Raw genomic sequence first — 13,880 nt, 5'->3', positions numbered from 1 at the left:
GGCTCACTCCGCAGCTTGCTGCAAGGCCTGCTCGACGCGCTGCAGCGGCGGCAACATGATCGGCTTCGGAGGAGAGAAATCCAGCGCGCCGTCCTCGACCGGACCGCGCAGCAAGGTCTTGCGGTCCCAGAAATAGTTCGATTCCGTGATCCACGGAAACGCCGCACCCTGACGCGGCATGCGGCCGGCGGCGCGGCGGATGTAGCCGGAGATGAACGGCATCTTGCGCGCCGGTTTTGCGAAGACGTCGTTGTCCGCGCGCGGCACGACCTGTTTTGCGCCAACATCGTCCATGTGCTTGAGCACACGGCAGGCATAATCGGCGACCAGATCGACCTTCAACGTCCAGGACGCGTTGAAGTAGCCGGTGAAGTAGATCAGGTTCGGGACGTTCGAATACATCAGCCCCTTATAGGTGATCAGCTTGCCGGGCTCGATAAGCTGGCCATCGACGACATACTTCACGCCGCCAAGCGCCTGCAGCACGAGGCCGGTCGCGGTGATAATGATGTCGGCATCGAGATGACCGCCGCTCTTGAGCTTGATCCCGGTCTCGTCGAAATGATCGATGTGGTCGGTGACGATCTTCACCTTGCCGGCCTTGATCGCCTTGAACATGTCGCCATCGGGCACGCGGCAGATGCGCTGCTGGCCAGGCCAATAGTCCGGCGTGAAATGCTTGATGTCGCATTCGCCGATCTCCGCCTTCACCAGATCGATCAGCAATTGCTTGGCGCGCTTGGGGTCCTTTGCGAAGCGCTTGGCGCGCAGCCGGCCGGTGATGATGGTGCGCCAGCGCGTCGCCTGATAGGCGAGCTTTGCAGGCAGAAAAGTCTTGAGGAACGTGTTGAAGGCATCCTCTGACGGACGGCTTACGACATAGGTCGGCGAGCGCTGAAGCTGCACGACTTCGGCGGCTTTTTCCGCCAGCGCCGGCGCGAGCGTCACCGCGGTCGCGCCGGAGCCCACGATGACGATGCGCTTGTCTGCATAGTCGAGATGATCGGGCCAGAACTGCGGATGGACCAGCGTGCCCTGGTAGTCATGATAGCCCGGCCATTCCGGCAGATAGCCCTCGTGATGATTGTAATAGCCGGCGCAGGAGAAGATGAAGGGAGTGCAGAGGCGGATCAGGCGGCCGTCGGCCTGCTCGACTTCCAGCGTCCACAAGGACTCCGCCGACGACCACGAAGCACTGATGATCCGGTGCTGGTAGCGGATGTGGCGGTTGAGGTCGTTCTCGGCCGCCGTCTCCTCGATATATTGAATGATCGCACCGGCCTCGCTGATCGCCTTGGGATGCTTCCACGGCTTGAAGGCATAGCCCATGGTGTGCATGTCGCTATCGGAGCGGATGCCGGGATAGCGGAACAGATCCCAGGTGCCGCCCATGCGCGGCTTGGTCTCGAGGATCACGAAGGACTTTTGCGGCAGGCGCGTCGTCAGATAGCGCGCCGCGCCTATGCCCGAAAGCCCAGCGCCCACGATAATCACGTCAAAGCGTTCGACCGCCATCCGTCACCGCCCGCTTGAAGGGAAACCCGCACCAATATATTTGTTTGTTGGAAAACAAACATATTGAGCGGCCAGTGTCAAGCCGACGCCTCGCGTCGGGCCCGCCGTTAGTTTTACGCCATCGCGGTGTCAGGCCGTGTGCGGGAAGCGAGCTTTCGCCTGTAACCGCGTGATTGTCTCTCGCGACAGCAGGCGGGCGATCTCTTTGGCGGGTCTCGGCTCGCTGAAGAGATAGCCCTGCATTTCGGTGCAGCCCGACGCCTTGACGATCGCTTGCTGGTCTTCCGTCTCGATGCCTTCGGCCGTCGTAGTCATGCGCAGGCTTGCTGCGAGGTCGGTGATTGCTCGTACGATCGCAGCCGATTCGCTCTGGTCTGGGCGTTGCCACGCTTGCGAGCTCCTTCCACGACGAGGGCTTCATCAGGCAGGAAGTTGAGCAAATGTACGGCTGGCTGAGCGCCTGCACGCTGCGCGCCCCGGACGGTGAAGGCGGACGCGTCGGCAAGGACGCTGGACTACGCGCCAAGCGTAAGAGCGTGGACCGAAAGCCGAGGCGATGAGGGAAGAAGGCGCCGTTTTCGCTCAGCCGGCGGAGGTGCCGAATGCGCAATCGTAGATAGGACAATTCCGATGTTCATCGTGCTGCTGAAGTTTTCCGGCAACAAGACCCGGGCCGGCCAATTCATGGACGGTCACAACGCGTGGATCAAGCGCGGCTTCGACGACGGCGTGTTTCTGTTCACAGGGAGCGTGCGGCCGAATTTGGGAGGCGGGATTCTCGCGCATAACACGTCGTTGCCGGATCTTCAGGCCAGGATAGAGCAGGATCCGTTTGTCGTGGAGGATGTGGTCAGCGCTGAGATCCTCGAGGTCGCACCGTCCCGTACGGACGCGCGACTGGCGTTTCTCTGCTGATCTTGCTCACGACAAATGCACTGCAGCAAATTTCATCGCGGCCATTGGATCGGCTAGCGGGACGCATCGATGGTCTTTGTCGGCTTCAGAGCCGACTACGGCCATTAAAAGCCTTCGGCCTTAGGAACCTCCAGGCCAGGCACGCATCTAACGAGTATGTCTTGGTTGCGATAGGAGAATTGCAATGCTTGGCACTGCTCTCGTCATTTTTGCCATCGGCGCTCTCGGCGGCCTTGCGCTCGCCTCGTTCGTCTTGCGGGACCGGCTGGCGCCCTGGCCGTTGTCCATGTTGCACGCGGCGCTGGGGGCCATCGGTTTGATCATTGTCCTCTACGCGGCATTCACCGCGGGCATCTCGAAGGCGGCGCTGACAGCGCTCGTGATTCTCATCATCGCCGCGTTGGGCGGATTTTACCTGGCGTCGATTCATCTCGGCCAGAAAGTCGCGCCAAAACCGGTGGCGTTCGTTCATGCCGGTGTTGCCGTCATCGGATTCCTGACACTGCTAGGTGCCGTCTTTGGCGCCTTCTAGCGCCGAACCCGGTCGACGATCCGATGCGAATTTTTGGCCATCCGATGCATCCGATGCTGGTGCATTTTCCGGTCGCCTTCTGGACCACGGCAACGGTGGCCTACGGCTGGGTGGCCTACGGTACAAGCGAACTGGCGGTGACCATCGCCAAATTTTCCAATGGTGCCGGATTGCTTATATCGATGCTCGCCATGCTCGCGGGCCTGTTGGAGCTTCGTTCCATCGACAATCGCAGCGATGCGATGAACATAGCCATCTGGCACATGATGATCATGGCAACCGTCTGGGTTTTCTTCCTCATGGCGTTGTTGTTGTCGGTATCGACGGGATTTGATCCCGCAACGGCCCACGTTGGCGAAGTTGCCTGCGCTGTCGCGGGATTTGTCTTGATGGCAGTGGGCGGCTGGCTCGGCGGGCGGCTCGTCTACGAGTTCGGCATTGGGTCGCGGAAGGACGCCAATCGCTGACCGCCAGCACCGGCGTCAGACCTCAGCGCAGCGCCTGGTTGACATCCACGTCCTGATCCGCTGGAGCCGCATTGAACGCCGCCTCCCAGATCGCGATCTTGCCATCGCGCAGGGTCCAGACCTCGACGCCAAATCCCTTCATGCGATGAGCGGTGGCGGCGTCTTCCCACTCCCCCTCCCAGACGTTGGTCATGACGTCGTTGACGAGCGAGCGGAACTGCTTGCTCAGCCGATAGCCCTTCTGCTTCGCCCGTCGCGCTTCGAAGAATCTGCGAAGCGCGTCGCGCCCCCGAAATTCCGGGACGACCCCGAAGCGGACAACGCAGTCTTCCGTGAAGCCCGCGACCAGAGCATCGACATTCCAGGGCATGAACAGCGATTCGACGTGTGCCACGAGCGAACGGGCCTCTTCCGCCGTGCGGGGATTGCGATCCCCCTCTTTTCTGACCGGTTGCACCGCCATCTGATGACCTCCGAACGATTGGCAAGTCTTGCGCCGCACCCATGCTGCGTCAAGCATGGACAAACGCATGTGATGCCGCTGTTATCGCGAGTATGGCCATCCCGATGCAGATCGAGCTGGCGTCATGCTGAAGGGAGGTCGGCGTCATGGCATCGGGCCGGGTCCATTTGAGTGTCGCGGATGCGCGCGATCTGGCGGAGGGCGCACTCATGGGCATCGGATATGATGCCGATGAGGCTCGCATCATCGCCGATCACGTCGTCGATGCCGCCTTGTGCGGCTATGAGTATTCGGGCCTTGCCAAGATCCTCAACATCGCCGACAGCAAACACTTCAAGCTGCCGCGCCGGACCGTGACGGTGCTGCGCGAGACCGACGTCTCGATCGCCTTTGACGGCGGCAACAATGTCGGAATGCTGTCGCTGTTCCACGCGGCCGAAGCCACGATCAGGAAAGCCGCCGCGCACGGGATTGCGCTGGTGTCGGTCAACGATGCCTGGATGAGCGGGCGCAGCGCCTATTATGTCGAGATGATCGCCAGGACCGGCCTCGTCGCGATCCACACCGCGTCCAGCTCGCAAATGGTGGCGCCGCCGGGTGGCGCGAAAGCCGTGCTCGGCACCAATCCGCTGGCGATTGCGATTCCGTCGTCGCGCGGGCCCATCGTGCTCGATATCGGCACCTCGGCCTACATGATGACCGAGGTAATGCTGCGCGAGCGGCTGGGCGAGCTCCTGCGCGAAGGCGTCGCCATCGGCTCCGACGGCGCGCCGACCCGAGATCCGGCGCTTGCGCGCCGCGGCGCGTTGCTTCCGTTCGGCGGCTACAAGGGTTTTGGGCTCGCGCTGATGATCCAGGCGCTGGGACTGCTCGCGGGCGCCGGCTCGGACGAAGAGAGCGACTACGGCTACCTCTTCATCGCCTTCCGGCCCGACCTCATCGGGCCGGCGGATGTTTTCAGCGCACGGGTGACAAAGCTGATCGAACGCATCAAGGCGACGCCACGCCAGGCCGGCATCGACGAGATCCGCATCCCCTCGGAGCGAGCCTTCCGCTCCCGCGAACGCAAACTTCGCGAGGGCCTCGACTGCGATCGACTGGTCTTCGATGCGCTGGTGGGCTTACGCGGGCAGTCGCCAAAAGGCTTAGAGGATGGGCGCAACAAATCAGGCACCATGCCGGTTTAACAAGCTATCCGACCGCTGATCTTGACGCTGGCCTCTTGGATCACGCCGCCGACCAATTGGAAAAATCCGCCGCCGAAATAGACCGCCTTCGGGAGCTGATCTCAGGACGACACCGGCCGTATCAGAGGTGAGCAATCGCAGCACTGGGCTAAGGCAAAGAACCAGACGCATCCGGCGTTGAGCCGCGAGTGTCGTGGCGTTGCGCCCCTCTCGTGCTTCATAGGCTGCGGCCTGCGATCATTGGAACCAATTCGAATGCTGGATAACAGCGGTGACACCATTCAGAAACAGCAACAGGCTCATGATACTTAGCTTCAGAGAAAAGCGTACGTTCTCGCTCATCGTCGTACCACTCCATCCTTCGGTCCACGAGGTCTGATCCGCGCGGTCATTTGCTCCCTTTGTTATCCCTTCGCACGCCTGAATTGTTGATCTGCCGCAAAGGAGATGCGTATCGTGAGGTCCATCGCCGGATTGGTTCAAGATCAAAGGACCCGGATGCACCTCCGGCGGGTTGAGGATGGGCGTGGTGAGCGAAAAACGGCGTGCGAGGGTTCCGAGAGCGATGACGCGCCAGCTCCCGCTGGAAGAGGTTCTAGCCGTGAGACCCCCTGAACGCCGCCATCACTTCAGCCAGCATCCGCTGCTGCTCTCCCACATAGCGTGGAGAGAAGTGAAACGGCTCGACGCGGCGCACATTGGCTTCTCGAGCAATTTCTCCGGCTGCCGTGGTCGTGAGATGAGCCCGATGCCTCGCCAACGCGTCGTCCGCTCCTGCAAACGCTGCCTCAATGAAAAGGATATCCGCGTTCTGAACGAGCGCTACGATAGCACCACGGTTGGCCGGCGTATCGGCGACGTCGGTGACATAACCAACTTTCTGTCCGACCGTGACGGTAAGGAGATCACGCAAGGCGCCGAGCGGAACGAGCCGATCGTCCGAAGCCGCCGATCCATCGATCTTGATCAGATGATCGTCCGCACGCCGTTCGATCACGGCCTGCTTGAGTGAGCGCAACCACGGACCGACGGGCAGCCCGCGCTCCAACAACCGGTTCTTCCAGACATTCACGTGCGCCGCTTCCTGCAGCGCAAAGGCAAGGCAGGGCGTACCGTGTTCGAGGATCGCGGCCGACACGCGATGGGTCGGTTCGTCGCAGAGTACGCCGGCAATGATTTTGCGAGAGACTGACGCCTCTGCCTCAAAAGCCCTCCTCAGCCGGAACCGCGTGCTCGAGATGGAATTCGCCGCCGCGAGTTCGTTCACGACAAAGACAAGATCACTCGAATAGGTTTCGACGAGATTCCAGCGATAGGCCTGAAGCTTGTGAAAGACGCGCTCGGTAAAGCCGGATGGACCAAACAGGCGCACGGATTTCTCGTGTCCGACAAGCAAGCGAAGCAGATGGTCGAATCCAACGAAGTGATCGATATGCTCGTGCGAGACGAAGACCTGGTCGATGCGTCGTATCTTCCGTGGCGGCAGTGAAAAGATTTCTCCGATATCGAACAGCAGGCTGCGCTTCTCGAAGAGCGTCTCCACATATACCGTCGGGTCGCCATAGCGGCCGTTGACCAGGTTCGGATGAAAAAGCGGTCGCATACCAAGCCGATCTGCCGCAGCTGCCCGATGGATGTCCCGATCTAAGCAGACTTTATTGATTTCGCACTCGCCAAGATCGAGCTATACCGCCGCAATCTGGTCGCGCTCGTCCGCCATTCCGGCGAGGTCGCGCCGGCTCCGAAAGAACCCGTCAAAGCCCGGGTCCGAGCCTACGTCTCCTGCAAGTGATGGAGGGAGCCATGAAACTCGTTTCAAGCGCCTTCGCCGACGGAGCGCAAATTCCGAGACGGTTCACCTGCGACGGAGAAGATCTCTCGCCGCCTCTGCAATGGTCCGATGCGCCAGCGGGAACGAAAAGTTTTGCCTTGCTCTGCGACGACCCAGATGCGCCCGGCGGCACGTGGCACCACTGGGCGGCTTACGATCTTCCGACAGTCCTGACGGAGCTTGCGGAAGGCGCCACGCGGAACAAAAGTGTGAAGCAGGCGGTCAATGATTTCCGCAAACCAGGCTATGGCGGCCCCTGCCCGCCCCATGGCCATGGGCCTCATCACTATCACTTCCGCCTGCTTGCCCTCTCGACCAGCCATCTTCACGCAAAGGCCAACGCGTCCTGCCGCGACATCGAGCGAGAGGCGCGCAAGTCCTTAGTCGCGGAGGCGACCCTCGTCGGCTGGTATGAGAGATAGCGACAACAGGAGGTGCCCGCGCCGCCTTCCAAAGCTCATCGGCACAACCTGACCATTTGCCGTCTTTCCATATATCAGCGTCGCAGCACGGCGGCGGCCAATGGGAACGTCAGGCCGTTTTCTTGTCCCGCAGAGTGTCATGCGGGTGACGACGATCACCACGCCGATTCGACTTGCGGACGTATGTGATGAGCGCCTCGGGATTCTCAAGCTTCATCTTGAGAGCTGCAAGTAATGCGTCCTCAGCTTCGATGGTGAGCGCCTTGGTACGCGTCGCAAGTTTCAGCCCGACTGTGTAGATAGTCATGGCAGTTTCCTTAATCCAAGTACTAACAATACCTCAAGCGGAGCACGCTTGAAACAGCAAGCGAGGGTGAAGCCGAGGACGTGAGTTGCCCCCGCAGACCGACGGGCGGTTGACGGCTAACGCGAACCTCGCGCGCGGGGAGCCCAAACGCGACCATCCCCCCAACGCGATCGCAGACAATCGTGGGAAAGCTGAAAAATCGCGGGATGGAGCGGGTGAAGCGCTCCGACTCAAAATTTTCGGTCGAATTTTCTTAGCGATATCAATTTCTTACGGTCACCTCCAAAATTTCGTGTTGGACGTTTTGTTGGACGTTTCATTGGACACTCGTTCGCCGCTCAACTTGGCTCGTGTGCCACTCAAAACCAATTCCGCCTCTATGGAAATCCGTGAAGTATTGCTGGCAACGTCTGTATCAGCAAAACGGCGCTTCCGCCTAACACGCTAGCACCCACGACGAGCAGAGACAGGAGGCGCTGCCAAAGCATCTCGTTGCTGGCGACGTCATTCGAGTTTGGCATCTGTGTGCACCCGGTTTCTTCGTGCGACGGAGACGTCATAGACTGAGTCGAAGGGAGGCCGAGCAGCGAAATTTGCCGGAAAATTAACTCGTGATTCACCGACTCGGGCACCCTGCCCGGTTGGTGTCGGTTTGTACCGCGTGTGGATAGAGAGGACCAGACAGAGCCCTAGTCCGAGGTCGGCATCCAGCCCAATCGCATCAGCTCACGACGGAATGTGGATATCATTCCAGATCCACCGTCCTGACGGACGCCATGGCTCAATCTGTCTTTTGCGGCTCAGCCTTGTTGCGCGGAGGCGCAACACCCGATCTTTGCGAAATGGTTCCCAAAACGCGAAAGGCGACCCTTCCGGGTCGCCAGCGCCGATATCGCAAGAATCGGTGGTTGCGGGGGGTTCGCAACACCGATTCCTGCGCTTGGTCGAGAGGGCCATTCCCTGTCTGGCTGCGTAGGTAGATTGACCGTTGTCCTCCGAAGGTGGAGGCCACACGTTCGAATCGTGTCGGGCGCGCCACTTCGGTACAGAACTGGGCACGCCAAAACCTGCCGTTTTTACGCTTTCAGCGGCGACGAGCGTGCGCAGAAGCGCGCTTTTCGATCCCATGATGCGAAGTTCTTTCTGATCGACTTCGACGCGTTGGGCGAGCGCGCGAAGGTGATCGCGGCGGTAGCCTCCGCTCTCGGTCCGCATTCGCTTGCGGGCTGTCCTGGCAAACGTCTTGAGAGCCTGCGGTGTGATCGTCGGCCCACCGCGTTCGATCGCATCCTCGGCCCTCTCTGCGTCAAGGCGGGCCTGATCGCGCGTGGCCTTCAGTTCAGCGATGCGGTCCTTCAACATGGGGTCGGAGAGATCGGCGACGCCATTCTCGATGGCATCGTAGAGCCGCTTGAGTTTGGCATCTGCTTCGGCCGCCCGCTTGCGCAATTCGGCGATGTGCGATTTTCGTCGCTCGGCGCGCTCGCTGCGGCGATCGAGTACGTGCGACAAAAGCTGCTCAAGACGCTTGGGCTCCAACAAACGCTGCTCGATGTACTCTGCGACGAGATTATCGAGTTTTTCCATCGGGACGGTGCGGCCCGGACAGCCGGTCTCGCCCTGGCGGGCTTTGGTGCAACAGGTGTAGTAGCGGTAACGGCCGCTCTTGCCGGTGCGCAGCGTCATCGCTCCACCACAACCGGCGCAAAAGCAGATGCCGGTAAGGAGGGTTGGACCGCTGACGATCCTCGGTGCAACCATCGCCGGGCTTCGGCTTTTGAGCAGCGCCTGGACCGCCTCAAATTCATCCTTGTCGACGATGGCTGGCACCGCCATTTCCACGATCTCGGTCTCGGGCTTGCGCTCGCGCGTCTTCCAGAATTTGGTGTTGAAGCGGTGGCGGCCGACATAGGTTGTCCGGGTCAGTACCTTATGGACGGCGTCAATGCCCCACTTTCCACCGTCGCGAGTCCGGATGCCGCTGGCGTTCAGGTGCGTGGCTATGGACTTGATGCCCATCGGCCCCGAGCTTCCGCTGCCCTCGCGCGCCAGGCGGAAGATCAGGCGCACGGTCTCGGCCTGGACGGGGTCGATCTCCAAATTCTTCTTGGTCCGGTGTCCGCGCTGCTCGGAGGCCTCCACGATCCGATAGCCGATCGGCGGAAGGGCGCCATTCCAGAAGCCCTGACGGGCATTCTCCTTCCTGGCCCGCAAGGTGTGCTTGGCGTTCTCCCTGGACTGGTATTCGTCGAACAGCGCCATGATCTGGCGGATCATGTTGCTCATGGGATCGTCGCCGAGCTCCTGGGTGATCGAGACGAGCCGGACGCCGGCCTTGGCGAGGCGGCGGACGTAGAACTCGAGCTGGAATTGGTCGCGGAAGAAGCGGCTAAAGCTGTGAACCAGGATCACATGGAACGCCGGCGGCTTGGACGTCGCCGCATCGATCATCCGCTGGAATTCCGGCCTTCGATCATCGGTGGCGGAAAGACCGGGCTCGACATAGTCAGCGGCGATCTCCCAGCCGCGCGATGCGCAATAGGCCTTGGCCTGACGGCGCTGATCCGGGATGGAGAGATCGTTGTCGGCCTGCCTTCCGGTTGAGACTCGCAGGTAAAGCGCAGCACGAACCGGCATCGTCATGGCGATCTCCAAACCAAGGGTCAGTGGCGGGTTGAGAACAATTCGTCGAACAGGTCGCCGAACCAGGCCTCGAACACCTCGATCTCGGCCTCGGTGATCGGGACCTCCTCAGGCCAATCGTCGGTCACGGTCCAGTCGGATCGTTTCTTTTTGGCCGGCCGCCCCCTTCGTCGAACTGGTGGCCGCAAATGGTCGTAGAGGTCGTCGGGCAACGGACCCAATGACCGCGTTCGTCTCGGCCGAGATTTTTGATGATGAGCCATGGCGTCCTGCGGCAGGCAGACTCCATCGAGAGAACGGCGCAAGTTTGTCCGCCGAGTCATTCCGACGAGGAGCGGCATATCGCTCGCGCTGAGCCATCAGCGCGTGGCCGTCAAACGCCGGGGCAGGCGAGGCCTGTCAAGGCCGTCAGCCGGCGGAGCCGGGCGCGCAAGGCGCGAGCCTTGACGGGCGTCGGCTGGTCCGGCAGCGCCGTTTCAAGCGATGATAGCTCAACAACGCCAAGTCAGATCCGTCTCGGCCGCACGTTGCACTGACCTCTTGAGCGCAAAGGAGAACCCGGATTCTTGCAATGTGCGGAGATGCCAGAAAAATTGCGATAAGCTTCTGCACTGCCAGACGATCGACCGCGGCGCACCTTGGGCGCTTTATCCTGCTATCAAGCGGTTGCCGAAACTGCGTCCTGCCGTTCCTGCGCCGTCCTTCGCCATGGTGCGATCAGGCAAAAGTAGGGCGAAGCGCTCGGGCAGCAGACCTCGTGCAGACTCATTGCAGCCGTTATGCCGAAGTTTGGTCGATCGCCGTGCGTCATGTTCGCCAAATCGACCGAAGGCAGGACGCAGGAACTGCGGCGGCCGTGCCGGTTGTTTGCAGATCGGACGCAGGGCGGCGCCAGGCAGACGGCTCTCGGTCCGGCGCGGGAAATGTCCGGTGTTAAGGATAGCGGACGAGAGCGCGGACATGGCGATATCGACGCGAATAACCCTTCGCGTCATTTCGTGCAGCAACTGCGTCCGGCGATATCGATCGCGTTGAGCGCTCTCGCAGTCTTGGCGATGACTGCTTTTATCATTCTTTTGGATTTGACAACGGTGTGTCTAGAGCCGGCCTAGACGATTCCAATTCGCGAAGTCGATCGACTTGCCTTCTAAGGTTCGCCGGTAGGTCTGGCTCTTCCCTGAGAGACCCGCGAAGTGTTTCGCCAATCTCTCGAAGGATCTCATAACTGTGCTTGCGATCGATATCGATGCGGTTCCGCATGGCCGACCACGCTGTTCGGCCCCAAGCTACGTTAACACACGATAACGAGAAATGTTCAGGTCTGCTGCAGAAGAAGAGAAGCTCCGCGCGTTCGCCCGGGTATGCGCGCTCAGCCCCCCACGGACATTACGATTGGGACCCTGACGCTCCTTGATCATCGGAGAAGCCGCTGCTGGGAATAATTCTTAGGGATTCTTTCAGTACCCGGAGGCTTTCATCGAGCGCCTCTCTGCTTTCAGCGATGCAATCTTTTACTTGCTCCGTAGCACGTCGCGTGAGTTCGATCCTTATGCGAACTTCTTGAAAGGTGTCGAGGTGTTTCCGCATGGCAGCATCTCGCCAAGTAACAGCTTACAACTCGAATGAGCAGCCCAAGTTCCGCCTAGTGGCTAGGGCAGGCCCGTGGTAGTATATCAATACTGTCGGCAACTTCCAGGGCGTCGACGGCTGAGAGACAGCAAGCGCTCCCGCCTGCCAAGCGAGGGAGCGCAATATGCCTTCTTTCGAATATAGCGAGGAAACACGAGCGCTATTTGAGGCCGCCGATAAGGCCATCGACACGGCAAGAACCTTGGTCGATCAGCATCGGCGCATAGTTTCAAAAGCTCAGTCGGATGCTAGAAGGCGGGAGATCGAGAAGGCCGCTTTCCGTGCTTCGTTTCTAAATGCTTTGTACAGGTGAAGGCCGCCTCAGCAACGGTCCCTTTCATTTTGGATGTCGTCTGTTGGCCCATCGTGTCGATCCTGGGATTGATCGATAGGACCGCTGTCGGAAGGGTAACCGAACGACCCCGCTGAATCGGAAAGACTACCGCGAGGCGTAGCGCAAGATCGCATGCCATCGCAGATTATGAGGTCGGAGCGCCGGGTCGGCCGCAGAATCATAGCGCCACAGCGAAAGAGTATTGCCCATCTTCATCGGCCGTGGCGCGCCAAGTTTCTAAGTCACGCCGAACTAGCGATCCCACTATCAAAAAATCAATCGGTGCGCTTACGATAGCCAGCGCCACTTGCCATCCTGATAGCTCCAGTCATCCGATGAGAACCCTGAAAAGATGCGGTCGGCGGCTTGCGCTTTACCTACCTTGTTCTTCATCGTGAAATCCGTCCTCCGATCCCGCGCTCACAAGCTACGGTTCGGTGACTACGAGTTAACCCGCACAAGAACTGATCCACCACGATGTCGTATGCGATGATGGCGTCGCAGCCGTCTAGAGCCGGACAGCATTTCGAACGCGACCTCTTCGTGGATCGCCGCACAGCTCGGTCTCGATGCCCTGCAGTGCGTTGTGCAGCTTCTTCGGACATCTGAAAAAGCCGGGCGTCCCCTGGATCAAATACCAATCCGTCCGGTCTCTCATTCATCATCAGCGTCAGCGATAACGTGAGGTTTTCCGTGACGCCACCGCCATATAGAACGTCGAACCGACGTGTGCGAAAACGAAAACGTATAATAGGCCACAGTAATCAAGGCGTTAACAGCAGTGCACTTCGCCCACCAGCAACCGCCGCGAGCCTTTCTCCGCGAGAAACTCTAGTCGCAGTCAAACATCGTTGCCGCAAGCCCTTGCGCACGGGCGTAACAGGCTTACGTCAGGAGCGGCTAGCAATCGCTCATTGCGACTGCCAATCCATTAACAATCACAAAAGCCGAGGAGGATCGCATGAGATTCCGTCCGCTCCACGATCGCGTCGTGGTCAAGCGCATTGATGCCGAAGACAAAACCGCTGGCGGCATCATCATTCCCGATACCGCCAAGGAAAAGCCCTCGCAGGGCGAAATCACCGCCGTTGGTCCGGGTGGCCGCGACGAAGCCGGCAAGCTGATCCCGATCGACCTCAAGGTCGGCGACCGCGTGCTGTTCGGCAAGTGGTCCGGCACCGAGGTCAAGATCGACGGCCAGGATCTCCTGATCATGAAGGAAAGCGACATCATGGGCGTTCTCACCGACGTTCCCGCCGCCAAGAAGAAGGCCGCGTAAGCGCCAGCCAGTTTTCCCTATCCTGAGGAGCCGGCGCAGCCGGCATCTCGAAGGATGAGGCCCGCAATTTCATCCCAAGAACCCGCGCAGCCGCGCGGTCTTTGGGATCTGAGCAGTTTGAAACGGAGATCATAATGTCAGCCAAGGAAGTCAAATTTGGCGTCGATGCCCGCGACCGCATGCTGCGCGGCGTCGACATCCTCAACAACGCCGTCAAGGTCACCCTCGGCCCGAAGGGCCGCAACGTGGTGCTCGACAAGTCGTTCGGCGCTCCCCGCATCACCAAGGACGGCGTCACCGTCGCCAAGGAGATCGAGCTCGAGGACAAGTTCGAGAACATGGGCGCGCAGATGGTC

At 60.2% G+C, this 13,880-nt stretch carries 14 protein-coding genes and 1 pseudogene; 8 read left to right on the top strand and 7 right to left on the bottom strand.

Annotation, left to right across the window (positions count from 1 at the left end):
• Positions 1-3: 3 nt before the first annotated feature.
• Both VKR55_RS21005 and VKR55_RS21000 read right to left on the bottom strand, forming a co-directional pair.
• Positions 4-1,515 carry a flavin-containing monooxygenase gene (locus VKR55_RS21005; protein WP_324406307.1) on the bottom strand — a complete coding sequence of 504 codons (1,512 nt, stop codon included), beginning with the start codon at positions 1,513-1,515 and terminating at the stop codon, positions 4-6.
• A gap of 129 nt (positions 1,516-1,644) precedes the next feature.
• Positions 1,645-1,881, bottom strand: a pseudogene (locus tag VKR55_RS21000) (EAL domain-containing protein); the annotation flags it as partial.
• A 264-nt stretch (positions 1,882-2,145) separates the two neighbouring features.
• On the opposite strand from VKR55_RS21000, the gene VKR55_RS20995 reads away from it, so the two are divergent.
• From VKR55_RS20995 to VKR55_RS20985, 3 genes are all read left to right on the top strand, one after another.
• Complete coding sequence (locus tag VKR55_RS20995) at positions 2,146-2,430, top strand: YciI family protein (protein WP_324406303.1); 285 nt, start codon at positions 2,146-2,148, stop codon at positions 2,428-2,430.
• A 184-nt stretch (positions 2,431-2,614) separates the two neighbouring features.
• Complete coding sequence (locus tag VKR55_RS20990; protein WP_324406301.1) at positions 2,615-2,962, top strand: hypothetical protein; 348 nt, start codon at positions 2,615-2,617, stop codon at positions 2,960-2,962.
• A gap of 23 nt (positions 2,963-2,985) precedes the next feature.
• Complete coding sequence (locus VKR55_RS20985) at positions 2,986-3,429, top strand: DUF2231 domain-containing protein (RefSeq protein ID WP_324406299.1); 444 nt, start codon at positions 2,986-2,988, stop codon at positions 3,427-3,429.
• Positions 3,430-3,451: 22 nt separating this feature from the next.
• Here VKR55_RS20985 and VKR55_RS20980 read toward each other — a convergent pair whose 3' ends face one another.
• The gene (locus tag VKR55_RS20980; RefSeq protein WP_324406298.1) at positions 3,452-3,892 is read right to left on the bottom strand and encodes a nuclear transport factor 2 family protein; all 441 of its coding nucleotides are present in this window, start codon (positions 3,890-3,892) and stop codon (positions 3,452-3,454) included.
• Between the two features lie 146 nt (positions 3,893-4,038).
• Here VKR55_RS20980 and VKR55_RS20975 point away from each other — a divergent pair, with 146 nt between their 5' ends.
• The gene (locus VKR55_RS20975) at positions 4,039-5,079 is read left to right on the top strand and encodes an Ldh family oxidoreductase (protein WP_324406297.1); all 1,041 of its coding nucleotides are present in this window, start codon (positions 4,039-4,041) and stop codon (positions 5,077-5,079) included.
• A gap of 595 nt (positions 5,080-5,674) precedes the next feature.
• Here VKR55_RS20975 and VKR55_RS20970 read toward each other — a convergent pair.
• On the bottom strand, positions 5,675-6,682 hold the full coding sequence (locus VKR55_RS20970) for a ribonuclease Z (RefSeq protein WP_324406295.1): 1,008 nt from the start codon (positions 6,680-6,682) through the stop codon (positions 5,675-5,677).
• 200 nt (positions 6,683-6,882) lie between these two features.
• Between VKR55_RS20970 and VKR55_RS20965 the strand changes: the two genes are divergently transcribed.
• On the top strand, positions 6,883-7,332 hold the full coding sequence (locus tag VKR55_RS20965; RefSeq protein WP_324406294.1) for a YbhB/YbcL family Raf kinase inhibitor-like protein: 450 nt from the start codon (positions 6,883-6,885) through the stop codon (positions 7,330-7,332).
• 109 nt (positions 7,333-7,441) lie between these two features.
• On the opposite strand, the gene VKR55_RS20960 is transcribed toward VKR55_RS20965, so the two are convergent.
• On the bottom strand, positions 7,442-7,639 hold the full coding sequence (locus VKR55_RS20960) for a hypothetical protein (RefSeq protein WP_324406292.1): 198 nt from the start codon (positions 7,637-7,639) through the stop codon (positions 7,442-7,444).
• A gap of 726 nt (positions 7,640-8,365) precedes the next feature.
• Positions 8,366-10,282, bottom strand: a complete 1,917-nt coding sequence (locus VKR55_RS20955) for a recombinase family protein (RefSeq protein ID WP_324406290.1) — start codon at positions 10,280-10,282, stop codon at positions 8,366-8,368.
• A gap of 809 nt (positions 10,283-11,091) precedes the next feature.
• Here VKR55_RS20955 and VKR55_RS20950 point away from each other — a divergent pair.
• Positions 11,092-11,394 carry a hypothetical protein gene (locus VKR55_RS20950; protein WP_324406288.1) on the top strand — a complete coding sequence of 101 codons (303 nt, stop codon included), beginning with the start codon at positions 11,092-11,094 and terminating at the stop codon, positions 11,392-11,394.
• Between the two features lie 1,359 nt (positions 11,395-12,753).
• Here the strand turns inward: VKR55_RS20950 and VKR55_RS33100 are convergent.
• Complete coding sequence (locus tag VKR55_RS33100; RefSeq protein ID WP_414642404.1) at positions 12,754-12,903, bottom strand: hypothetical protein; 150 nt, start codon at positions 12,901-12,903, stop codon at positions 12,754-12,756.
• Between the two features lie 303 nt (positions 12,904-13,206).
• On the opposite strand from VKR55_RS33100, the gene VKR55_RS20945 reads away from it, so the two are divergent.
• The gene (locus tag VKR55_RS20945; RefSeq protein ID WP_324406287.1) at positions 13,207-13,524 is read left to right on the top strand and encodes a co-chaperone GroES; all 318 of its coding nucleotides are present in this window, start codon (positions 13,207-13,209) and stop codon (positions 13,522-13,524) included.
• 134 nt (positions 13,525-13,658) lie between these two features.
• Positions 13,659-13,880: TCP-1/cpn60 chaperonin family protein (locus VKR55_RS20940; RefSeq protein WP_324406285.1), on the top strand; the 222-nt coding region annotated here is incomplete at its 3' end.

The sequence above is a fragment of the Bradyrhizobium sp. genome, assembly GCF_035309285.1.
In the GTDB taxonomy this organism is placed as follows: Bacteria; Pseudomonadota; Alphaproteobacteria; order Rhizobiales; family Xanthobacteraceae; genus Bradyrhizobium.
Note: the sequence above shows the minus strand (reverse complement) of the source record. Positions and strands in the feature narration are given on the sequence as shown.